Below are 23,550 nucleotides of genomic sequence, written 5' to 3' on the forward strand. Positions count from 1 at the left end.
TTTTATCATTCTTCAAATAAAAACCCCATGAGTTTTTATTTCTTCTTAGGCGCTTTTTCATCCATTTTCTCATCCACGATAGACCAGGTTTTCAAGCTGTCAATAGCGGTTTTTAGCTGAATATCATCGTTGATCATTTTAGGAGTAACCTCTTTTTCCTCTTCATTTTTCTTGTCTTTATCCGCCTCTTTGGAATTAGGGGTTTTATCGTCAAGTTTTTTAAGCTCTTGCTCTAAATGGTGTTTTAAATCCGCTTCTTTCAAGCTGAATTTATTTTCATTTTCTGGCGCTTTACCCGGATAAATCACAATATCAGGCGTGATCCCCTTAGCTTGAATGGTGCGCCCGCTCGGCAAATAGTAGCGCGCGGTTGTGATTTTAATGGCTTCGTCTTTATTGACAGGGAGCAGCATCTGCACGCTTCCCTTACCAAAGGTTTTTTCACCGATAATCACGGCTCGCTTGTGATCTTGCAGCGCTCCTGCGACAATCTCGCTCGCGCTCGCTGAACCGCCATTGACTAACACCGCAATAGGCAAATTGGTATAAGGGGCTCTGCCATTAGCCTTGTATTCTAAATTTTCTTCTTTGTTTTTGCCTTTTTGAGAAACTAAAACCCCCTCTTTAATGAAGAGGTTAGACAGGCCCACCGCCTGGTTTAATAACCCTCCAGGATTCCCTCTTAAATCCAACACGATCCCCTTAGCCTTAGGGTTAGCTTTTAAGCCGTCTAAAACCGATTTGGTAACATTCTTGTCAAAACCACTCACTCTCACATACAGATAAGGGGTTTTTTCAATCTTTTTCACATAGACAGAGGGGAGTTTAATGATGTCTCTAATGATGTTAAACACCAAGGGTTTTGGCTCGTTTTTTCTTACAACAGTGATCTGAATAGAGGTTTTTGGCTTGCCGCGCATGAGGTTGATCGCATCATCAATGCTCATGCTCAGCGTGCTTTCGTTGTTGATTTTTAGAATGTTATCGCCTGATTTAACCCCAGCCTTGTAAGCGGGAGTGCCTTCTAAAGGCGCAATAACGGTTAAAACGCCATCGCGCATGCCCACCGTGATCCCAAGCCCCCCGAATTCGCCCTCGGTTTGGGCTTGAAATTCCTTAAACTTCTTTTCGTTCAAATACGCTGAATGCGCGTCCAAATTAGAGAGCAAGCCCTCAATCGCTTTAGCCATGATCTCAGAAATACTGATTTTATCCACATACTTTTTTTCAATTTCTGAAACCACATTAGTGAAGCGATTGAACGCTTCCACCCTTTTAGCCGCTAATTCTTGCGGATCTTCTTTAACCGGCTTGACCGGCTTTTTTTCCTTAACTTCACCACCATGCAAACTCACAGCAAGAGAAATCGCTAACAACCCTTTAAAAAGTCGTTTTGTCATTGTTAATAGCACCACCCATTTTTGAGATTAGAAAGAATCACCTTTAAGGTTTTATTCAATTTTTGCGTTTATTCTATCTAAAATTTAGATAACATGCCCACTCATTCACTCATTTTGAGCCTAAACGATACAACAAAAACGCATAACTCCCCGATCCATTCACATGCAAATCAAAAGCATGCCCGTTACAAAAACATTAGAAATGGGGCTTACTTTAGAGCTTCTATCGCAAAGACAATAACTTTTCTTCTAACTTTGACGCTAATTGCTGATAGATTGTTTTATTTTGTTGTCTAAAATGCTCTACTAACATTTTTAAAACTTTTTGTTCTGGGAATAAAATTAACACAAGATTGAAAATTCCATCATTATCCAAAAGCTTTCTATAAACGCTTGGCGCTAAATCTTTGATTTCTCTAAAGCTTTCTAAAGGATTTTCATCAAAATTCAAACTGGGCAAATCGGGTAAAATTTCACGCCGCTAAATGGTTTAAAACCTCATCCCAAACTTGCGGGACATTAAGTTTTTCAAACAACTCCTTACCATAGCACAAGCTCAAAGGCACGCCATAATCAACAGATAATTTTTGCAATTCTTCTTTATAATAATTTTGATTTTTATTCAAACCCCCATCTATAAAGTAAAAATAGCCTTGAATGTTTTCGCCATAACGATGGATTAAAGTCTCTAATTTTCTTTCAAAGTTATCTATTTGCCCTCTCTTTTTGGCGCTGTCATGGTCGTCTCGCATTTTTTGTTCTATAAAATAATAGGTGTTATCTTTTTTAGCGAACTGATCCAATTCTAAAGACTCCCTTTTTTCTTTATCCTTATTGTAATAAGGAATTTTTTTAGATAAAGGTGAAAAGTTATGCTCTTTTAAGTATTGTTCTATTAAGTATTCAAACGCATCGCCAAACTTAATCTCATGAGAAGTCAATAAATTTTGTAATAGTTTTGTTTTGGGCTTAGTGGGTCTAAAAATCCCCAAATAGCGTTCAGGATTTTCAGCAATATTTTCAAGTAATTTTGCTTTAGATGTTCCAAAAACAAAACGATTAAAAATCTCGTTAAAGGTTTGATAATCCATTAAAAATCCTTTTGGCAGATATAACGCAATTCATCTAGCAACAAAAATTGATTTTGATAATACGCATAAAAAAATTTCCAGCCATTATGGTTGGTTTTATTCAAATACTTAGCGCTCATCTTATGGATAGAAGTTTCATAATTTTCATTATCCCTTACCTGTCCGTTTTCTAAAACTTGACAAATTTTTTCTTTGTTAGGTGAGTATAAAAAATCCCCGATTTTTAATAATTGTTTAGAAATTAAAAGACTCATAGGGATTTTTGGGGGTTTAGTTTCTAAGTCTAAATTAGTGATAAAATCGCTTTTATCCCTAGCGCTATTAAGGCGTTTTGTCGCTTCTTTAATATAAAAAGAATCTTTTTCAATGCCAATAAAATACCTGTTCATGGATTTAGCCACAGCCCCTGTTGTGCCTGTGCCAAAAAAGGGATCTAAAACAATATCTTTAGGTTTAGTCGCGCTTAAAATGATTTTTTTTAAAAGCGCTTCTGGTTTTTGCGTGGAATGCACTTTTTTACCTTGCGCATCTTTTAGTCTTTCGTTACCCATGCAAATAGGGATTTGCCAAACCGATTTTTCTTGCTTGTCGTTATTGAGATACTTCATTGTTTTATAATTAAAGGTAACTTTGCTGTTTTTGTGTTTAGCGCACCAAATAAGCGTTTCATGGGCGTTGCATAATCTCTTGCCAGCAAAATTAGGCACCGGGTTACTCTTGTGCCAAATAATATCGTTGAGTATCCAAAACCCTAAATTTTGCAAATGAAAACCAATTCTAAAAATATTTTGAAAACTCCCTATCACACAAATACTGCCATTATCTTTTAAAATCCTTTGGCACTCTTTTAGCCAACCCAAACAAAAGGTATCGTATTCCTTAAAAGAGCCAAATTTATCCCAATGATCCTCAACGCCTTGAAATTTTGTGCCTTCAAAACGCTTCAATTCCCCCTCTGTTTGCATAAAATATGGGGGGTCAGCAAAGATAAAATCAACGCTTCTGTTAGGGAAATCTTTCAACTTTTCTAAACAATCCCCCTCTATGATAGTATTTAAGTTTTCTTTTAAAAAATCCATGATTAACTAACCTTTTATATCTGCTACTCTAATTATTTTAACACAAGCATTTTAAGGCTATCTTAATGTTTAATCTCTGACTCTGTTCTCATCAAATGATAGAAGTTACCTATCTCAACCTAATGTTAAACGATACAACAAAAACGCGTAACTCCCCGATCCATTCACATGCAAATCGCAAAGCATGCTCGTTACAAAAACATTAGAAATGGGGCTTACTTTAGAGCCTCTATCGCAAATGAGAGCGAGATTAGACAAGGCAGAATAAAGGGAAGGCTGAACCTCCGCCTCTGCGGTAGATATTGTTGTCGCTTGTTTCTTTGCTGATGAATGCGGCATCAAAGTCAAAATCTCCGATGGCTTTGGCTTGGCGCGATAAGATAAGGGCGATATTGGTATTAAATGGGGGGGGGGTGGATTTTGCAAGATTTCTTGCATTAAGGCTTGGCTGTCATTCCCTTTTAAATGAGGCAAATCGCTCGTCAAAAATCCAAGCGTTTTTTGGATTTCAATCGTGCGCGCGATGACTTTAATGATGTTACTTACATGATCAAGGTCGCAAGGCTCGTTTTTATGGCTTTTTAAATACTTGTCTAAAACGCCATACCCCCCTATCATGTAATTATAAATTTCCTCACTCACCCCCCTAAAATAAGCGCTATGGTTGATATAAAGCCGTTGTTCTGGTTTATTATAAGCGGGTTTTTTGATGATGCGATCATGCGCTTCTTTGTAGTAGGATTCGCCTATGGTGGCGTCTTTTAATTTGTTAAAGCTGTGATTCAAGCTTTCTTGGTTTAAGACATGCAAGCCGATTAGTTCAATCCCTAAAAGGCTTAAAGCCCTAAACAAATCCTTATTTTTTGTGAAAAGGATTTTAGGGTAATCGTTTTTAAGGAAGTCTTCATAACGCTTGCGGTAATTTGGGGAATACAATAACGCATAAATATAGCCTAAAACCTCTAACGGCTCAAAAGAGTGGTTATAATGCTTGTCTATGAAGCTTCTAAACTCTGGCGTAAAATTTTCGGTGTAGTTAGGATCTCTAAACTGATAAAGGGGGTAATTATATCCTACCCCCATGCTTCCTGCCGAAGCTATTAGATTTATATCAACTAATTCTTTATGTGCCATTACATAACGCCATTCGCCATGCATTTTGCTTTGTCGTGCAATATTTAGTGCGACATTTTTGCGCGTTTGATTGGGTGTTTTAGGGTTTGTTGGGGGGGGGGGGGGTAACATGTGTTTAAAAACATCATATACAGGTCTAGCTAAAAATCCACAACTTTTATCAGTGTAATAAGTCCAACGATAATCAAAAGGGCGGTATTGGCACAAAACGATGTATTTTTCTAATTCATGTTGATTTTTCTTAACATTTTCAATTGCCCTTCCAAGTTTCCAACCTTCAGTATCTTTTATATCATATTTTCTGCACAATTCAATGGGTTCTAAGGTTGAAAAATCCTTTAAAAGCTCTAGCAAGCTTTCTTTGTCTTTATGGAAAACGACATGATCTCTTTTAGAGCAAATACCAGTGCCTCCAACTTGAAACATCTTCTGAACGCTAAACCCTTGTTCATATTCATCTAACAAGCGCGTTTCTAAAGGCAACAGCAAGTAAAAAGGCTCTCTTGGGGTAAGCTCAAGCCACTCAATGCTATTCAAATCATTTTGGGCTAAAAAGGCGTATTTTTCAGCCCTTTCGCCATAGACATCATAATAAAAGATTTTTTGCTTGGTGGCTTGCACCTTTTTGACAAAGAGATTAATGGACACGCCTTGCATGATATTGAAAACGTTTTCATCTTTTGCGCCTTGTGGGGTTTCCTCCTTTTTCCTCGCATCTCCATGCAAGTTTAAGATATAAAGCTCATCGTAGCATTCTAAAAGAGAGTGCCTTAACCCCCTAAAAGTAGGGTTGTCTAAAAAGGCGTTGTTAGAGATAAAGCCAAAAAGGCCATGCCCTAAAGATTTAATCTTGTTTTGAGCGAAACGCATGAATTTCACGTAATCGTCTAAGAGCCATTTAGGGTTTTTCTCCTTTTGCAGTTTGTATTTGGAATGGAGATTTTTAAGTTCCTTTAGGGCGTTTTTGCTGCCGCTTTCTTTTTGTTTTTGAATGTTCTTTAAAAGCGTTTGGATCTTATCGGTAAGCTTAACATTTTTTTCAATTTCTATGGTTTGAAATTCAGGCTCTATGCCGTAAGTGGCTTTCACTTCCCATTCAAACAAACCCTCATTACTGCTCGCCCCGCTATAAGGGGGGTTACCGGTGATGATAAGGATATTTTCATCTTTTTTGATTTCTTGAGCGTTTGAAAGCTCTTTTTCAAAAATCGGGTTTAGCCCACGATAAGCGATGGTCTCACTAGGCTGTATGAGGGTGTTGGTTAAAATGATTTTAAGCGCATCGTTTTCTTTGAGAGGTTTTTTAAATTCCTCCTTAAAGGCTTGGCTGAGATTCAAATGAGCGATCGCATAAGGAGCGATCAAGTATTCAAACCCATAAAATTGTTTTAAGAGGTTTTGGTATTTGTCCTCTTTAGTGGAGATGCCTCCATCGCTTGTTTCTCTCATTTCTAGGGCTTTTCTGAACGCTTCTAATAAAAAAGTGCCCGTGCCGGTGGCAAAATCTAAGAGCTTGATATTTTCGTTATCCAAAGCGCTTTTTAAGCCTAAGGGAGCGTCTTTGAAACGCGTTTTAAGCAAACTATCCAAAGCGTTAATGATGAATTTCACCACAGAATCTGGGGTGTAATACACGCCCTTACTCTCTCGCAATTTAGGGTCATAAGCGCTTAAAAAGGTTTCATAAAAGTGCAAATAAGGGTCTTTATCGTCATTCAAATCTTTAATGATAAAATCCATATCAACATGATTTATCGAGCTTAAAATTTCATTTAAAAGCCATTGGATTTCTTTGATTGCATCAAGCCTCTTTAAAAAATCCGCCATTTCTCTGATCACAGCGAAGTTTTTAGGGATAGAGCTCCTCACATTATCCAAATCAATTTTTTCAAAAGGGTGGCTGAGCTTGGCTATAAAAAGGCTGTAAGTGAGCGTTTGAGCGAACGCATCGCTAAAGTCTTCAAAACTCAATTCTTCATAAAGATATTCTTTAAAATTCTTAAAAATGCTAGAAACTTGCTCGTCTTTTTGGTATTGGATTAAAGCGTCTTTTAAATACCTGGTGCGCGGGCTTAATGCGTTTGCGAAATCTTTAGCGTTAGTGATAGGGGCTGCTTCGTGATTGAAAAAGCTTTTGAACAATTCAATTAAATCGCGCTCGGTTTGTGGCTTGGGTTTTAGGGGTTTAGAGAGTTCATCAAGGCTAGCGACAGAGATTTCTTTTTTGATTAAAGGGGCGTTATTTTCATCTTTCCCTACCCACATGAAATTAAGATAATCAGTGAGCATGAGGTTAGGGTTTAATTCTAAATATTTACGGATTTGATCGCTTTTTAAGAGCTGGCTAAGATTGATCCCTGCTCTTTTATTTTCTATATAGCCGATGTTAAGCCCTTGAAAAGAAACGCGAAAATCAGGCTGGCTTCCTTGCTCTCTTTTAGGCTCATGTTCAATCTTAAATTCTTTATTGAAATGGTCTTTTAAGCGATTAAGCAAGTTGTATAAAGAAGGGCGGTGCGCGAGTTCATTGTCTTCAGTAAGATCTTTAATGCTTTCTAAATATTCTTTTAGCATGCTAATAACCCCTTTTAAAGTCTTTAAGCCATTTTCATGTGCATGTCAATAAAAGTGGCTTGATGGATTAAAGCCCCTACGCTAATGGCATCCACGCCGCTTTTGGCGTAAGCGTTGATGGTCTCTAGCGAAATGTTCCCGCTCGCTTCCAATAAGACAAAAGGATAATGCGCATCTCTATAAGCGGCAATTTCTTTAGTCTCTAAAACGCTCATGTTATCGCACATCACAATATCCGCTCCCGCATTCATGGCGTTTTTGGCTTCTTCAAAGCTCTCGCATTCAATTTCAATTTTAGCCGTGAAAGGCAAGTTTTTTCTGGCATGCGTTAAAAAGCTTTTTAAATCTTTCACATGCTTTAAATGCGTGTCTTTAAGCATTAAAGCGTCATCTAGCCCTAAGCGGTGGTTACTCGCCCCCCCATTAAGCACGGAATATTTTTCAAAGATCCTTAAAAGGGGTCTGGTTTTTCGTGTGTCCAACAAACGCACCTTATGAGAATTTAGAGCTTCTACAAAACGGCTCGTTAAAGTGGCGATCCCGCTGCTGTGTTGCAAAAGATTTAAAAGGGTGCGCTCAATCTTTAAAAGCATGCTAAAATCCCCCCTAATCTCCATTAAGGTGTCTTTAGGCTTGAAACGCTCTTTATCCTTAATCGTTTTGACGCATTCAATGCCGGTCATTTCCAACAACTCTAAAGCGTATTTTTCGCCTGAAAACACGCCCTCTTGTTTAGCCCTAACAAACGCTGTGGCTTTAAAGTCTTTTTCTAACACCCTTTCAAACAAATCCCCATGCCCTAAATCTTCTTTTAAAGCGCATTCTAAAAAGGTTTTAATCTCCATTAAGATAACTCCATCATTTTGGTTAAAGCGAGTTTGGCTAAGCGCGCCACCTCATCTTTTAATTCAACCGCATTATAAGCCCTGTGGTTTTTATAGGCTTTTAAGACTTCAAACAAATCCTTTAAAGTCGTTTCATTCATGGTAGGACAAAAGGCGAGCGTGCTAGAAAGAATGAAAGTGTTTTGATGGTTACGCTTAGCTTTCAAGCGGTTGACTAAATGGCTTTCAGTGCCTATGGCGACTTTTTGATGGGGGCTTAGCTTTTCTACAAATTCTATGATCTGACTCGTTGATCCGCTAAAATCAGCGTTAGAAACCACGCTAGGATCGCACTCTGGATGGACAGCGATTAAAATATCCGGGTATTTTTGGCGGTAAAATTCAATGTCTTCTAATTTGAAAAGCTGATGCACCGAACAAAAGCCGTTATAACAAACCACATCAGCGTTTTTGATTTCTTCTTGGCTATTTACGCCTAAAATCGCACTTTTTAAGCCATTTTCTAGAGCTAGATTTTCCCCCAAGCATTTATCCGGTAAAAAAAAGATTTTTTTATTTTGTTTTAAAGCGTGATTAAAGATTTTAGAAGCGTTGCGACTCGTGCAAACCACGCCATCATCTTTAGCGACTTTGGCCTTCACTTCAGCGTTAGAATTGATATAAGTGATAGGGTAAAATTCTTTAACGCCGCATTCTTTTAATAAATGAACGCTCCTATCGTAGTAATGGCTGTCTATCATTCTCGCCATAGAACAGCATGAGAGTTTGGGCATGATCACTTGTTTGTCAAAGGCTAGGGCTTTCACGCTCTCGCCCATGAAATGCACCCCGCAAAACACGATGAGGTTTTTATCGCTCTGGCTTGCGATTTTGGCTAATTCCAAACTATCGCCTGTATGGTGGGCTAACTCTACAATCTCATCTTTTTGGTAAAAATGAGCCACTAAAAGCGCGTCTAAATCGTTCAACAATTCCACAATAGAAGTTTTTAAATCGTTGTCAGTTGGCATGAAATTCCCCTATACTTTCCCCAAACTTCACGCTTTTTTCTTTCAAATCTTTAAAAGCGGTGTTTTGAATGAATAAAACGATAGTAGAGCCCATTTCAAAATTCCCTAAATTATCCCCCTTTTTGATTTTAATGGGGGGGTTGTAAGAGTAGGTTTGCGTGAAACGGGCTTTAGCGTTAGTTTGGATATTCTTATCAAAATTAAAACGCATTTTACCCACATTTAACGCCCCCACCGCTACAAAATACAATTGATTGCCTTGAATGTCTTTTGCAACAAGCACTACCCTTTCATTGCCCACAAACAGATTGTTGTTTTTATAAAGCGAGGGCTTATTGACTGGCAGTAATTTCCCCGCAAAATAACGAGCTTCTAAAATTTCTAAATCGCAAGGGGCGTGGTAATGGTGGTAATCTTTGGGCGAAAGGTAAAAATTCACATAGAAAAAAGAAGGGTTTAAGGGGTTGATTTCGCCCACTAATTCATGCGCTTTATAGGGCATGCCTTTAATCTGTAAAGCGCTATCGTTGTCTAAACAAGCGCATTCAGTGATTAAAGCGTCGCAAGGCGCAATGCAAATATTAGGGGCTTTGTCAAAGGGGCGTTCTTTTTTTAAAGAGCGCGTGAAAAGAGCGTTCAAACTCTTATAATTTTCCAAAGGTTCAAACTCGCTCAAATCAATTTTAAAGATCTTAACGTAAAGAGCGTTGATGCCTTTTTGGATAAAAGAAGGGAATTTATAACCAGCCACAGAGCCAAAAACCCTTGAAAGAGCGTTGCTTAAAGCTACCATTTTAACCCTGCCATATTCAGTATAAATTCCACCTCGCCCTTACTCACTTTAAATTCTTTAGAAATAGAATCCACGCTATAGCCTTCTTGATACATTTTCAAAACCTGTTTTTCGTTGATTTCATCGCTAGCAGCATAATGCCCCATGTCTTTGAATTTGTTTTCTAAAGTAATGATTTTTTCTTCTAAATAATCGCGCTCTTTGTCCATGGATTTTTGGATTTCTTGCAACTGGTTATAAAGGTGTGAAAGGGTCGTTTTTAATGAGCTATCCTCTTTAGCGCTTTTTTCTAAAGAAAGGCTTTCCAAACGCCCCTCTAATTCTTTCAAACGCTTAGAATAAATATAATTTTCTTGATAGGATTCATCTAAAGTCTTTTCTAAACGCCTCATTTTATGGTAAAACTCTTTTTCTTTAAGATACAAATACCCCACCAAGCACACCAACACCAATAAAATCGCCCCTAAAACGACCATAAACAAATCATTAGAAGATAACATTACCGCTCCCGTTCATAATTTCAAGCCTTTTCTTTCGCTATCAACAATGAAAGAATCATAACGCTTAATGTCTAGGGCATGCATGCGAGTGATTTCTAAAAAATCTTTATCCCTAGCCACGCCAAAAAAGGCTAGGATTTTCCCCTCTAACACGCAACGCCCATAGTAAGTTTGAGACGCTATCAGGCTTTGTTTTTTTAAGCAAATAAGCCCATGCCCTAAAGCGGTGATGCGATCCTTTTGCTCTAGTTCAAGTAAATTTTCTTTTAAAAGCAGGCTTTCTAATTTTTCTAGCTTAAAATACAGCGCTTTGAGCAATTCTAGAGTGTCATTTTCAACATTCAAGCGTGAAAAATCAAAGCCAGAATTTAACCAATCAAATTCTTCTAACACCGCTAAAGAGCGTTTACTTTTAGAAATAAACCTTTCATAAGAAAACGATAAATCGCACTGGACTAAGCGCGTTTCAAACCCTAAAGCTTGGGATCTTAAAACCAACTCATGCATGCTTAAACCCCACATCAAGGACGATAAAAATAAAAAACACCACCCCCAAATAGCCATTACTCACAAAAAAGGCTTTAGGGATATTTTTATAATCTCTGGCCACTAAAATCTGCTCATAGAGTAAAATCAAGGCTGAAACCCCTAAACCTAGATACGCAAAAAGCCCCCCATGATAGCATTTCACAAAACAAAGCCAGCAGATCAGCGCCACAAGGTGTGAGAGCCTTGAAAGGTTCAAGCACCATTTTTCCCCTAATTGGCTAGGAATGGAAAACAAGCCCCTTTCTTTATCAAACTCCATATCCTGTAAAGAATAGAGCAAATCAAACCCAGCCACCCATAACATCACCCCTAAAGCCAAAAAGACATTCCATAAAGGGATCGCTCCTAAAACCGCCACGCTTCCTGCAATGGGGGCCAAACCCAAAGCCAAGCCCACGATGAAATGCGCCAAAGAAGAAAAGCGCTTGAAATACGAATACCCCCCTAAAATGATCAAAAAAGGTAACGAAAGTTTGAAAGCTAAAGGGTTAATGAAATAGCTCACTCCCACGAATAAAAGAGCGTTTGAAACGCTAAAAATCACCATGCCTTTAACGCTGATTCTGCCATCCACGCTCGGGCGGTTTTTCGTCCTTGGGTTATCCTTATCAATGTCTCTATCCACCAAGCGGTTAAACCCCATAGCGAAATTTCTCGCCCCTAATAAGGCTAAAAAACAAAGGATTAAGGTTTCTAAGCCAAAAAAGAGCGTTTGATTTTTTTGATAGGAGCTTATGACCATAGCCATGAGTAAAAACATGCTAGAAAATATCGTATGCTCTAATGCGACCAATTCGCTTAAAGCTTTGATTTGGTGCGTGATTTTTTTAAGCAATTATTTGATCCCTAATAAAATGACTTTTCTAACCCACAATTGAACTAGGCATTATAATATATTGATAGCAACAATACAAGAAAAAGCCCGCACTCAAAACATTCATGCTCAAATAAACTTTAAAAAAACGCGCGCTCAAAATCGTTAAAAATAAATGCACCCCTAAAAGCCATAAGGGTGAAGAAATCGAAATCGTAGGGATTGCTAAAGGCATGCTTAGAATATGATCCAATAAAGACCCTAAACCCACCGCATGCAAGAACAAACTCAAAGGGAAAAACACGATAAAAATCAAGCCTAAAGGAATGCTAAAGAGCTGGTAGGGCGAAAACATAGGGAAAAAGGCATGCGCGACAATGAGCATGTTCAAAAACACTAACACGCTTAAAGCGATCGCTTGAAACGATCGCTTTAAAAAAGAAGAATCTTTAAAAAAAATTTGAGTGTGTTTTAAAAATAAAAAGATATACCACACCCCACAAACAGAAAGCAAAAACCCCACGCTAAAAAGCAATTTAGGGAGTAACGCTATGGCGATACAGCACGCTAAAATCAAAAGTTTAAAACTCAAAATCCTTACCCCAAAAAAGCATGCCAAAAACCCTAATAAGCCCATTAAAAACGCCCTGAAAAAAGAGGGTAAAAAATCTAATAGCAACAAATACCCCAGCAAAAAAACCCACACCAAAACCCCTATATCATAAAAAGCGTTCCTATAAGGGAAATAGCGTTTTTGTAAGGGGGTATAAAAAAGAGAGAAAAGGAAATACACGCTCGCACTCAAAATCCCTAAATGAAACCCGCTAATGGCTAGTAAGTGGTTGATCCCTAGCGCGTTAGCCCTGTCTCTTAAATCCTTATTCAAATTATCCCCTATGAATAACGCTCGATACAAATTACCCACCAAAGCGTTGGAATGGGCGCTGTCAATGAAATGGCGCGCATGCGATTTGAAATTGTGTTTTCGTGTTAAAGAAAAAGAATAAGTTTGAAAAAAACATGATTTTAGAGACTCTAAGAACGAACAAAATTTGAACTTGCCAAAAAATTGCGCATGGCGGTATTGGAGGTTTTTTAAAGGCTCTTTAATGGTGGTGTAAAAGATCATGCCCTTTGATTGGAGCTTTAAAACAAAATAGGTTTTTTGATCTTTAGTTTTAGGGTATTGTAACAAGATTTGAGCGTTCAGGCTTGTAGGTTTTGAAAAATCAAGCTTTTGGTAATTCAAGTATTCTAAATAAAGATTGATTGCCAACAAAAGGCTTAAAACAACCCCACACCATAAGTATTCTTTGGGGGTTGCAAGAAGTTCAAACGCCCCCTGAAAAGTTTTGTCTTTCAAGTTGTAACTATATCGTAATCCACTTTAGTTTCTTGCCCCTCTTCTAAATGAGAATCTATGGGCATGTCTTCATAGCGTGTGAAAGGAGCGTTAAAGCGCGTATAAACCGTTCCTGTAGCCCCATTCCTGTTTTTAGCCACGATGATTTCAGCCTCTTCAATGCTGCCATTTTGCTTGTGGATACGCCTTTCTTCATTAACTTTTAAATGCAACTCTTGCGCCTCTTCAATTTTGCCTTCTTTTTTGAGTTTGTCTATTTTGTTGTCTTCAGCCCTCATTTGATAGATATAGCCTCTATATAAAAATAAAACAATATCAGCGTCCTGTTCAATCCCCCCGCTGTCTTTAATATCCGAAAGAATGGGCCGTTTATCGTCTCGGTTTTCTAGGCTGCGGTTGAGTTGCACTAACGCTATGATAGGGATTTCTAATTCTCTGGCTAAAGTTTTAAGCTCCCTTGAAATTTCAGCGATTTGCTCATGGCGTTCTTTAGTGGCTTTACTCCCTGGCATGAGTTGCAAATAGTCAATAAAAGCGATACCCAATTCCTTGTGTTGGGATTTAAGCTTTCGCAGTTGCAAGCGGATTTGCTCTATCCTCACATAACTTTTATCGTAGAAAAAGAGTTTTTTGCAAGAAAGGTGATCGTAGCATTTGGCTAAATTTTCCCATTGATCATCATCAAGCCTCCCGCTTTCTAAATCATGCATGTTAATAGAAGTGAGATCCGATAACGCCCTTAAAGCGAGTTGCTCTGCGGACATTTCTAAGCTAAAAACCGCTACCCCCCTATCGTCATTGAGCGCAGCTAAGACCATGTTCATCATCAAACTGGTTTTACCCATAGACGGCCTTGCCCCTATAATGACTAAACTCCCCTTATTGAAACCGCTCGTATAATTATCCAACTGGACAAAGCCAGTCGGTATGCCAGTAACTTCCAAACTCCCCTTTCTTTGGTTTTCTGTAATAAGATCCATTGCGCTTGCAAGCACTTCTTTAATATCCCTAAAGCCTTCTATGGTGCTGCCATTCAATAACGCATAGACTTCTCGCTCCACAGCGCCTAAAATATCGCTGGATTTTTGCGCGCTTTCTAAAGCTTGCTCTCTAATGGTGTTGGCCAAGCCAAAAAGTTTTCGTTTAATGGAGGCGTTTTTGATCTCTTCCACATAGGCTTCAATATTATCTATGGGGCTTGCCGCAAAAATAGCGACCAGATCTTCTTCTTTGATTTGCTTGTCTTTAGGCATTTTTTGGCGGATAAAATTCTCATCAATGGGGCAATTTTCTTCATGCAGTTTTAAAGCGATTTCAAAAAACAAGCCGTTAGGCGGGTAGTAAAAATCGCTAGGCTCTAAAACGCTATGGACCTCTTCAATCTTATGATTGGCCAACACAATTCCTGAAAGCACGATCCTTTCAATGTTTTGCAATTGTTGCAAATGCTTTAAATGATCCATTTTTATCCTTTTATAATCGTTTGATCTTTTCTATCAAATCTAGGGGCGTTAAAGCGTAATTGTTCTTAAATTCTAAACCCGCTAGGGCGTGCGCTAAACTTGCGTTAATAGCGGCGTCTAAAGGCGTATAATTTTGAGAAAGTAGGCTTACAATCAGTCCCGCTAACACATCGCCACTCCCAGCTTTAGCCAAAGCCACGCTCCCTAAAGTGTTGATAAAAACCCGCCCTTGATGAGCGATTAGGGTATTAGCCCCTTTTAAAAGCAAAACCACCTTGGGGTATTTTTGAGAAAAATCCCTTGCGATTTCTAGTTTATTGTCTAGTAATTCTAGCATGCTTATATTGACCCCCACTGATTTTAACAACGATAAAAACTCTTTAGGGTGAGGGGTTAAAACGGCTTCTTTTTCTAAGGCTTGCAACACCTCTTTATGATAAAAAACGCCCGCATCTAAAACGCATGGGGCTAATTCAAGCCACTTCTTAAAATCCTTTGGCAAACCCTCTAAACCCATGCCAAGAGCGAACGCGCTCAATAAGTTAGGGAAATTTTCACAAAAAACCAATTCTAAAGGCTTGTTATTAGAAGTTATCTCGCACTCTAACGCTTGAACGCTCACCACCCCAGATCCAAAACTTAACGCGCTTAAAGCGCTCAATAACCCCGCCCCACTATGCTTGCCTAAAAGAACATGCGCATGCCCGTAATCGCCCTTATGAGCGTTTTTTTTATCCCTTAAGGGCAGTTTCAAATCGCTTTTTTCTAGTAAAAAAGTGTCTGTTGGGATCTCATAGATTTGATTAAAAACCCCCAAATGCCCCACTTTTAATTCCCCTACATAGTCTTTAGCCCTATCGCTTAATAAGCATGACTTGATAGCGCCCATGCTGATAGTCATATCCGCCTTAAACGCCCTCTTATCCACCCTGCCTTTAGAATCTATCCCGCTAGGAATGTCGCAAGCGATTTTAAAGCGTGCTTTTTGAGAAAGGCTTTCAAAGTTTAAAAACGGCTCTAATTCGCCCTTAAAAGCGCTCCCTACCACGCAATCTATTAAAACATCGCATTCTAAATCTTCATTCTTTTCTTCATATGTTTTGATGACTACCCCTGCTTTTTTAGCCCTTTCTTTTTGCAATTGGCACATGGGGCTTTTGGCTAATTTCATTTCAAAAACTAGCACTCTAAAACGCCCCACTAAACGCCTAGCTAGAGCATAACCATCGCCCCCATTATCCCCACTCCCACAAAGGATAATGACTTTAGCACCCAAAGAAGCGTTTTGTAAAACCGCCCTTTCTAAAGCCATAGCGGCGTTTTCCATTAAAATGTCTTCGCTTAAAAACAATTCTTCAAGCGCCCTTTTGTCTAGGGCATTCACTTTTTCATACACTGAAAGCATCTTCATCCTTGAAATTGAACGCAAAACGAATTTTCATAAAACGATCCTTTTAAAGAGGGTTCGCTATGAATTTCTAAACGCATTTTATACTTTTCACACACTTTTTTCACTAAATCTAACCCTATACCATAACCCAACACGCCAGAATTGAAACGCGCATAACGAACGCTTAATTCTGCGATCTTGTCTTTAGGGATTTCATACCCTAAATTTTTCACTTTCAAAAACGCATGCGTTAGCTCTATATGGATATACCCATGCGTGATGCTGTATTTGATCGCATTCATGAGCAAATTGCTATAAAGCGAAAGGAAATCCTGCTCTTTAGCCTTCAATTCCACTCCCACTAAATCGCTTTTAAATTCCAGCTTGTGGTAGTCTATCATCTCGCTAAAAAGCGTGTTTTCTTTAATAATCAGGGCTTTTAAATCTAAAAGCACAAAGGATTCGCGCTCAATATCTTGCATCACTAAATACGAGAGCGAGCGGTATAAAAAGCTCATGCGCTGGATAGCGATTTTAATGCGGCGGTGTTGTTGGCTGTCTTCTAGGGTTTTTAAAGACAAGACTAAAGCGCTCATGGGGGTGTTTAATTCATGCGTGGTGTTTTTTAAAAAATGATCAATACGGGTGATTTCATTCCTAATGGGCTTTAAAAACAAACGCCCCAAAAACACAGAAACCCCTATCACGCACAAAAACGCTACAACAAACACTAAAACAATGTTACGATACAAAGAAGAAAAATGAAGGGGTTTAGAATTTTTAAAAAGCATTTTAGCCACGCCTAAATGGGCGAAAGTTTCATCGCTGAATAGGTAATATTCCCCCTTAAAACTAAAAAAGCCCGCCTCTTTATGGGTTTTAATCAAATCCGTGCTTTCAGGGATATTGGAGTATAAAACACGCTTTTTGCTATCAAAAAGGGCTATGGAAGCGTCTTTATAGCGTGAAATCAGAGCGTTTAAAGCGTTGTGGTAATCCCCATGCGTTTGCATGTGCAAGGCAATCACTTCACTAGCGATCTTAGAAGCCATTTTGTCCATGTCCATGCGTATCATTTTGATTTTTTCGTTTTTTTCATAGTTAAACGCTAAAACGCTAATCACTAGCATTAACACAAACGAAGAGCCTAAATAAGTCCCTAAAAAGAGTTTAAGGGATTTTTTTTCATAGTGGGTTAAAGCGATAGCCCACCCCCTTATGCGTTTCTATACAATCTTTCCCCAAGAGCTTGCGCAACACTTTAATGTAAGTGCGTAAGGTGGAATCATCAATCGCTTGTTCCCATAAATTGTTTTCTAGTGCTTGAGAGCTGATGATTTGCCCTTTATACTCTAAAAAGTATTCTAAAAGTTGTGCGGTTTTGGGCGGCAAGATCTCTTTTTTGCCCCTGACACTCAAGCAATTTTGGTGATAAAAAATGTTAGGCATGATTTCTATGGGATCATCATTGAAAAACCTTTTAATGCGCGCTTCTAATTCGTCTAAATCAAAAGGCTTTTTCAAATAATCGCTCGCTCCTAAATTAAAAGCATTTTTTAAGGTAGCATTATCCTGTAAGGCGGTGATAAAAATCACAGGCGTAGAGATTAAAAAATCGTTTTTGATGCGCTTAAACAATTCCAAGCTATTCATTTCAGGCACTTGCACATCTAAAAGCAAGAGGTTGAAGCGCTCAACCGAGAGCCTTTCATAAGCTTCTTTCCCATTAAAAGCGCAAAACACTTCATAGCCTAAATGCTCCAAAAACTCCTTAACGCTCTCGCTTAAAAGGTAATCGTCTTCTAATAAAAAAATCTTTTTTTGCATGGGGGTATTGTAGCGCTAATTGCCTTTATACTAAAAGCGGTTATGAAAAACGCTCCCTTAAAAAAGACACCGCTTTATTTTATCAGCCGTTTTTAGAATGCAATAAATCTTTATTGTATTCCAACATGGCATTTTGTAAATCAAGTTTATATAACACATTTTCAATGTAAGTCAAATAAAGGCTTTCTTGTTCTTCTTTTAAGCCTTTAGATAAAACCACATCGCAATTTTCAAAATACAAACAAAGATGTTTATTTTGCGTTTGAGATATCTTCGCATGGTTAAAAGCGTCAATATAGATTAAATTTTCCCATTTATCCAAAAGATCAAATTCTTCTATAGAGCGAGCCAAGCATAAAGGCACAATATGGTGCAATTCAAAGCCCTTTTCTTTTTTAACGCCATGTTTTTCAAAATAAAGGGCTTTTTCTTTAATGGAGCGTTTGAGCTTTTTATCGTTTTGTTTGTTTTCTTCATTGAGCGTTTTTAAAATAAGCCTCTCTTTATTGGTTTCAAAAAACACGCTTTGTTCTAGCAAGCTAAAAATCTGTTGGGCTTGATTTTTCCAATTATGATAATCTCTCTTGTCTAACTTATTCCCGTTAAAATGGTTAGGGTTGCAATAATCTTGCACTAACTCTTTTAATTTTTCTTTTTGGATACGGCTTAAACTCCTATATTCTCTAATGTATTCTGTAATTCCACTTCTAGTAAAATTGTCAATATTTAAAAATGTAACAAAAAACATCATTTCTTCAATGTCTAAATAATGATTTTCAAGCTCTATCATCACCTCTCTGCATTCTGCCCCAAAACCTTGTAAAAGATTTTCTAAAGCTTGCGTGTAACAAAAATTTTTTCTTAACAAATCTTGCGCGTTTAAAAATTCTATAGCTAAGGGAGTTAAACTGATATATTTAATATTGCTTTGAATGTAGGGGTTTGTAGGTTCCTTATTTTTATTGTATCGCTCAATCAACCCCATTCTATGCATATCTACAAAAAGATTTTTTCTCAAGCTATCTTGAGTTACTTGATTCTTTTTTCTTAAATTGTCTTGAGGCATTTCAGATTTACAGATATTATCAACCACTTTTGCATAAACCTCTTCGCCTATGATATTGCTAGGGCGTTTACTCATATCAGTGGTGCGGATTTGTAAAAAATCCTCTCTCGCTTCATTAAAAATAGCTTGAATAATGGTTTTAATCTTATTTTGATCGTAACGATTGTGTTGGGATAAGTGTAAGCCCCTATAATCAGAGCTTTTTATGCGATTAGCTAAGAATTTCAAACACTCTTTACTAGGATCAAGCTGTGTGATTTCTAGCAAAATTTTTTCTAATTTTAGCATGTTAAATATCCTTTTTTATTCGCATTCATTATACCTAAACATTTCCAAACTCTCATGCACATATTCAGCATGGCTCTCACACCCTATAAAATTACGCTCCAAACTTTTAGCCACCAAGCTAATCATGCCACTGCCACTAAACAAATCTAAAATCAAATCGTTTTCATTAGAGCTAGCCTTTATCATGCGTTCAATGAGCGCTTTAGGTTTGATGCTGGGGTGTTTGGGCTTAAGGATTTTACCCTTCTCTTTTTCAACATGCCTTTGTGAAGTGATTTCCCACACATCAAGGCATAATTTACCCTTAGGGTTAGGGAACCAGCGTTTGTTATTTTTTAAAATCCCCTTACTTTGAGCATGTTTGATGCGTTCGGTGGATTCATAAGCGATGCGAACCTCATCGGCATTAAAGGTATAGTTTTTCTTGTGCATGCTATAAAATAAAATGCTTTCTTGCGCATGGTTATAACGCTTTTTGGCGTTGGCAAACCCATCTTTTTTAACCCAAGTGATAAAATTTAAAAAATGCACTTTTTTATGGCGCAAATACGCTAAAAATAAAGCGCAATTAAAGGGGGTATTAAAGATATAAAAACTCCCTGTGTCTTTAAGTTTGGGCAGCATTTTATCAATCCAAGCGTAAGAAAATGTTAAAAACTCTTCATCATTTTTAAAACTATCCCATGAAGCAATTTTAAGATTGTAGGGGGGATCAATAATGGCTAAATCAACGCTTTTATCTTCTAGTTTGTCTAAGAATGTGAAAACATCTTCTATATAAATCTTATTCAAAATCAAACAAGTTTCCTAATTTTTGCTCAATCAAGGGCTTATAATTTTCATAGAGTTCATAACCTATAAAATTTCTTTTTAAAAGCTTTGCTTCTCTTAAGGTTGTCCCGCTCCCGCTAAATGGATCTAGAACCACATCGCCCACGCAACTATACAATCTAATCAAACGCCTTGCTAATTCAGCCGGCATTAAAGCCGCATGCTTACCAAAAGCAATATCGTTTTTATTAGGGATTGGGATTTCCCAAATTTGTTTAGTGAATTCCACCCATTCCTCTTGAGTCAATTGGCTTTGTTCTTTTTGCTCCTCTGTGGGTTGTTTGGGTTTTCCGTCTTTGACAAACACGCCAATAAATTCTATAGTATTTTGTGCATAAAAATTTCTAGGATAAGGGTAGCTCCCAAACATCAATCTTTTAGTGGGATTTGCGCGTTTCCAAATATAGACATCTAGTAAGAACATTTTAGGCTTGTTTTCTAGCGTGTTGTTTAAATCATGCAAAATGGAGTGTTGAATATCAGCATGCAAATCAAAGATATGGCGGTTGTAGTGCGTGTTTAAAACCTTTTTAAGCATGGGCATTAAAGGCACATTAATGCACAACTTACCATTGGGTTTTAGCGCTCTGTAGCACTCAAGCCAAACTTTTAAAAGACCTAAAAGATAATCTTCATATTTTTCTAACGCCCCTAAATCTTCAACATGTTGGGCTGAATGTTGTAAGTCTTGTGTGCCATTTTTCGTGTAATCTTTAATGTTGAAATAAGGCGGGCTTGTGATGATCAAATCCACGCTATTATCTGGCACTTCATGCATGTTGGTGCTGCTATGATAAAACACTTTATTGATATTCAATCTTATTTTTACCTTTTATTAAACTTCAATGGGTTTCACAGAGATAATTTTACAATGAAATGGGGGTATTTTAAAAAATGAGTCAGTCAAGGCAATCTAAAATTTCAATAAGCCAAACGCCTTAACGCTCTCGCTTAAAAGGTAATCGTCTTCTAGTAAAAAAATCTTTTTTTGCATGGGTGTATTGTAGCGCTTAATGGGTGGGCTTTGTTATAATACTTTTTATGTTTTTAAGGAGCGTGATGATGAAAACGAACGAAGCGCAATTTTATGAAGTTTTAGAAAACCTTTTCATAGGCGTTAAGATTGAAGACAAACAAGAAAGCCTTTTAAATCCTAACGCTAAAGCGGTGAAAAGTGGCATGATCAATCTCATGAAGGCTAAAAGCCAGTATTACCACCATAAAAAACAAGAATTAAAAAAACTCATTGATTCAAAATGCCAAGACAACAACGATCTCAAAGAAGAATTGTTTGACAAACTCTATAGCTTTTTCAAGCGTTATTTCAGCGCTAATGGAGGGATTTATTTCAACGACACGCCCCTTTATGATAATCTTTATACTAAAAGCGGTTATGAAAAATGCTCCCTCAAAAAAGACACCGCTTTATTTTATAAAACTAAAGATCTTTATTATGTGAAAAGCGAAACGAACTATAAGGATTTTTGCTTTGAATTAGAAAACATTCTTTTTAACTTTGACACTTCTTTACTAGAAAGCAAAAAATATAATGAAAAAGTGGATTTGGTCTTTGATTTAAAAAGTATAGTAAAAGATACAGACACCAAAACTAACACCCTAAATTTTAGCGTTACTCTCAGTAGCAAGGGGACTCAAACAAAAACGAATGAAATCCTAAAAAAATGTTCCAATCAAGGCGTCAAACTTGATGAAGAAATCTTAAAAAAAGCGTTTGTCAAATTCAAAAAGCAAGGCAGTATGGATTATTTCATCCATAAAAACGCGCAAGGGTTTTTAAAAGAGCAGTTGGATTTGTATCTGTTTGAATACCTTTTTAAAGAAATGACTGCATTTGATGCTAAACGCCTTAATGAGATCAACACCATTAAGGAAGTGGCGTTGCAAGTGATTGTATTAGTGAGCGAATTTGAAAACGAACTTTGTAAGATTTGGAACAAACCCCGCTTTGTGTTAAACTCGCATTTCATCGTGAGCCTAGACAAATTAAAAGCCAAAAACTACGATTTGAGTAAAATCACAAGCCACACAAACTACCCCAAACAAGTCCAAGAATGGCAAGACTTGAATTTAAAAACCACAGACGATCTTTTAGAAAATGAGTTCTTGCCCCTAGACACGATTTATTTTAAAGATTTAGAAGAAGAGATTAAAAGCTTATTCAGTGAGAATGAAATCAACGGCACGCTCATTAAAAGCGAAAACTACCAAGCCCTAAACTCTCTTAAAAACCGCTATAAAGAAACAATAGATTGCATTTACATTGATCCGCCTTATAACACGCAAAACAATGAATTTATTTATGCGGATAATTTCAAACGCTCTAGCTGGCTTTCTATGATGGAAAACCGCTTAGAGCTTGCGCACAAGCTTTTGAGTGATAAAGGCGTGGTGTTTGTGAGCATTGATGACAACGAACAGGCTTACTTGAAAGTGTTGATGGACGAAGTGTTTAATGGGGGGGGGTGATAACTTTGTAGCCAATGTGGTTTGGCAACGATCCTATTCTCCCATTAATTTAAAAAAACATTTTTCTAACAACCATGACTATATTTTAACTTATTCAAAAAACATTGAAAACTTGCATGATTTTACCCTTGAGCGCACAAAAGAAATGAATGCACGCTATAAAAATTTAGATAATGATGAAAGAGGCGTGTGGAAGTCCTCCGATTTGTCAGTTGGACCGGCTGTTGAGCGCAATATTTACCCTATTTTTAACCCCTACACCAAGCAAGAAATCTTACCCCCTCATGGTTATTCATGGCTTTTTTCACAAGAAAGATTACAAGAATTGATCGCTGATAATCGCATCTTTTTCCCTAAAAGTGGTAGGGGTGTGCCATGTTACAAACGCTTTTTAAGTGAAGTCAAGCAAGGCGTAACCCCCATGAGTTTATGGACTTATCAAGAAGTAGGACACACTCAAGACGCTAAAAGAGAAATCAAAGAGATTTTTGATGGGAAAGCCCTTTTTGACACCCCCAAACCCGAATCCCTACTCCAACGCATTTTAGAAATTTCCACAAAAGAAAACGATCTCGTGTGTGATTTTTTCGCTGGGAGCGGGACGACTTGTGCGGTGGCGCACAAAATGAAAAGGAAGTATATCGGTGTTGAAATGGGGGAGCATTTTGAGAGCGTGATTTTGCCCAGGCTTAAAAAGGTTATAGGCGGTTTTAAAAGCGGTGCGCTTAAAGAATTTAATAAAGGTGGGGTAGTCAAAGTTTATGAATTAGAAAGCTATGAAGAGATTTTAAGAAAAATCAAGTATGAAGACAACGACAAACCCTTAGCGTATGATGAACAATACAGCGATTTAGTGGAGTGTAAAGAACATTCTTACACGCTCAATGTAAAAGTGCTAGAAAAAATGGGCGTGGATATTAAGGAAACTTTAGAAAATTTACACGGCGTTGGAGTGGAGTTTTTCAATGAAAAAGTGGTGAAATTTAAAGGGAATGATAAAGAAGTAGAAATCTTAAAAGCCTTAAAAGAAGCGCTCATTTGGTAAG

At 37.6% G+C, this 23,550-nt stretch carries 19 protein-coding genes and 2 pseudogenes; 2 read left to right on the forward strand and 19 right to left on the reverse strand.

Features of this window, described 5'->3' with window-relative positions:
• Positions 1–35: 35 nt before the first annotated feature.
• The 19 genes and pseudogenes from I6852_RS02925 to I6852_RS03010 form a co-directional block, all read right to left on the reverse strand.
• Complete coding sequence (locus I6852_RS02925) at positions 36–1,400, reverse strand: S41 family peptidase (protein ID WP_197291563.1); 1,365 nt, start codon at positions 1,398–1,400, stop codon at positions 36–38.
• 109 nt (positions 1,401–1,509) lie between these two features.
• A pseudogene (locus I6852_RS07955) lies at positions 1,510–1,634 on the reverse strand (DNA methyltransferase); the annotation flags it as partial.
• A pseudogene (locus I6852_RS02930) lies at positions 1,624–2,491 on the reverse strand (HpyAIV family type II restriction enzyme). The pseudogenes I6852_RS02930 and I6852_RS07955, both read right to left, overlap by 11 nt.
• A complete protein-coding gene (locus I6852_RS02935; protein ID WP_197291562.1) occupies positions 2,491–3,570 on the reverse strand; it encodes a DNA-methyltransferase in 1,080 nt (359 codons plus the stop codon). Before I6852_RS02935 ends, I6852_RS02930 begins: the two are co-directional and overlap by 1 nt.
• 114 nt (positions 3,571–3,684) lie before the next feature.
• A complete protein-coding gene (locus tag I6852_RS02940) occupies positions 3,685–7,278 on the reverse strand; it encodes a type ISP restriction/modification enzyme (protein ID WP_197291561.1) in 3,594 nt (1,197 codons plus the stop codon).
• A gap of 23 nt (positions 7,279–7,301) precedes the next feature.
• Entirely contained in the window at positions 7,302–8,123 is an 822-nt protein-coding gene (gene nadC / locus I6852_RS02945; protein ID WP_197291560.1) for a carboxylating nicotinate-nucleotide diphosphorylase, read from the reverse strand.
• Positions 8,123–9,133, reverse strand: a complete 1,011-nt coding sequence (gene nadA, locus I6852_RS02950; RefSeq protein ID WP_197291559.1) for a quinolinate synthase NadA — start codon at positions 9,131–9,133, stop codon at positions 8,123–8,125. The genes nadC and nadA overlap by 1 nt, the downstream gene beginning before the upstream one ends.
• On the reverse strand, positions 9,123–9,926 hold the full coding sequence (locus tag I6852_RS02955; protein ID WP_197291558.1) for a phosphatidylserine decarboxylase: 804 nt from the start codon (positions 9,924–9,926) through the stop codon (positions 9,123–9,125). The genes nadA and I6852_RS02955 overlap by 11 nt, the downstream gene beginning before the upstream one ends.
• Positions 9,920–10,426, reverse strand: a complete 507-nt coding sequence (locus tag I6852_RS02960; protein WP_001947779.1) for a DUF6115 domain-containing protein — start codon at positions 10,424–10,426, stop codon at positions 9,920–9,922. The genes I6852_RS02955 and I6852_RS02960 overlap by 7 nt, the downstream gene beginning before the upstream one ends.
• Before the next feature lie 12 nt (positions 10,427–10,438).
• Positions 10,439–10,933: a hypothetical protein gene (locus I6852_RS02965; protein ID WP_197291557.1), complete on the reverse strand. Its 495-nt coding sequence runs from the start codon at positions 10,931–10,933 to the stop codon at positions 10,439–10,441.
• Positions 10,926–11,768, reverse strand: a complete 843-nt coding sequence (gene mqnP, locus I6852_RS02970; RefSeq protein ID WP_229256262.1) for a menaquinone biosynthesis prenyltransferase MqnP — start codon at positions 11,766–11,768, stop codon at positions 10,926–10,928. The genes I6852_RS02965 and mqnP overlap by 8 nt, the downstream gene beginning before the upstream one ends.
• A gap of 70 nt (positions 11,769–11,838) precedes the next feature.
• On the reverse strand, positions 11,839–13,152 hold the full coding sequence (locus I6852_RS02975; RefSeq protein WP_197291556.1) for a ComEC/Rec2 family competence protein: 1,314 nt from the start codon (positions 13,150–13,152) through the stop codon (positions 11,839–11,841).
• Complete coding sequence (locus I6852_RS02980) at positions 13,149–14,615, reverse strand: replicative DNA helicase (protein ID WP_197291555.1); 1,467 nt, start codon at positions 14,613–14,615, stop codon at positions 13,149–13,151. Before I6852_RS02980 ends, I6852_RS02975 begins: the two co-directional genes overlap by 4 nt.
• Positions 14,616–14,625: 10 nt before the next feature.
• Entirely contained in the window at positions 14,626–16,020 is a 1,395-nt protein-coding gene (locus tag I6852_RS02985) for an NAD(P)H-hydrate dehydratase (protein ID WP_197291554.1), read from the reverse strand.
• A gap of 2 nt (positions 16,021–16,022) precedes the next feature.
• Positions 16,023–17,225, reverse strand: a complete 1,203-nt coding sequence (gene crdS / locus I6852_RS02990) for a copper-sensing histidine kinase CrdS (RefSeq protein ID WP_197291592.1) — start codon at positions 17,223–17,225, stop codon at positions 16,023–16,025.
• Positions 17,191–17,832: a copper response regulator transcription factor CrdR gene (gene crdR, locus I6852_RS02995; protein WP_197291553.1), complete on the reverse strand. Its 642-nt coding sequence runs from the start codon at positions 17,830–17,832 to the stop codon at positions 17,191–17,193. Before crdR ends, crdS begins: the two co-directional genes overlap by 35 nt.
• Positions 17,833–17,914: 82 nt before the next feature.
• Complete coding sequence (locus I6852_RS03000) at positions 17,915–19,186, reverse strand: restriction endonuclease subunit R (protein ID WP_197291552.1); 1,272 nt, start codon at positions 19,184–19,186, stop codon at positions 17,915–17,917.
• A 15-nt stretch (positions 19,187–19,201) separates the two neighbouring features.
• Positions 19,202–19,984, reverse strand: coding sequence for a site-specific DNA-methyltransferase (locus tag I6852_RS03005; RefSeq protein ID WP_197291551.1), 783 nt, complete (start codon positions 19,982–19,984; stop codon positions 19,202–19,204).
• Entirely contained in the window at positions 19,971–20,834 is an 864-nt protein-coding gene (locus tag I6852_RS03010) for a DNA-methyltransferase (RefSeq protein ID WP_120814808.1), read from the reverse strand. The genes I6852_RS03005 and I6852_RS03010 overlap by 14 nt, the downstream gene beginning before the upstream one ends.
• Positions 20,835–21,058: 224 nt before the next feature.
• Between I6852_RS03010 and I6852_RS08095 the strand changes: the two genes are divergently transcribed.
• Together I6852_RS08095 and I6852_RS08100 are read left to right on the forward strand one after the other, a co-directional pair.
• On the forward strand, positions 21,059–22,504 hold the full coding sequence (locus I6852_RS08095) for a DNA methyltransferase (protein ID WP_197292970.1): 1,446 nt from the start codon (positions 21,059–21,061) through the stop codon (positions 22,502–22,504).
• A complete protein-coding gene (locus I6852_RS08100; protein ID WP_197292971.1) occupies positions 22,491–23,549 on the forward strand; it encodes a site-specific DNA-methyltransferase in 1,059 nt (352 codons plus the stop codon). The genes I6852_RS08095 and I6852_RS08100 overlap by 14 nt, the downstream gene beginning before the upstream one ends.
• Position 23,550 lies beyond the last annotated feature (1 nt).

The sequence above is a fragment of the Helicobacter pylori genome (genome assembly GCF_015904775.1).
In the GTDB taxonomy this organism is placed as follows: Bacteria; Campylobacterota; Campylobacteria; order Campylobacterales; family Helicobacteraceae; genus Helicobacter; species Helicobacter pylori_DM.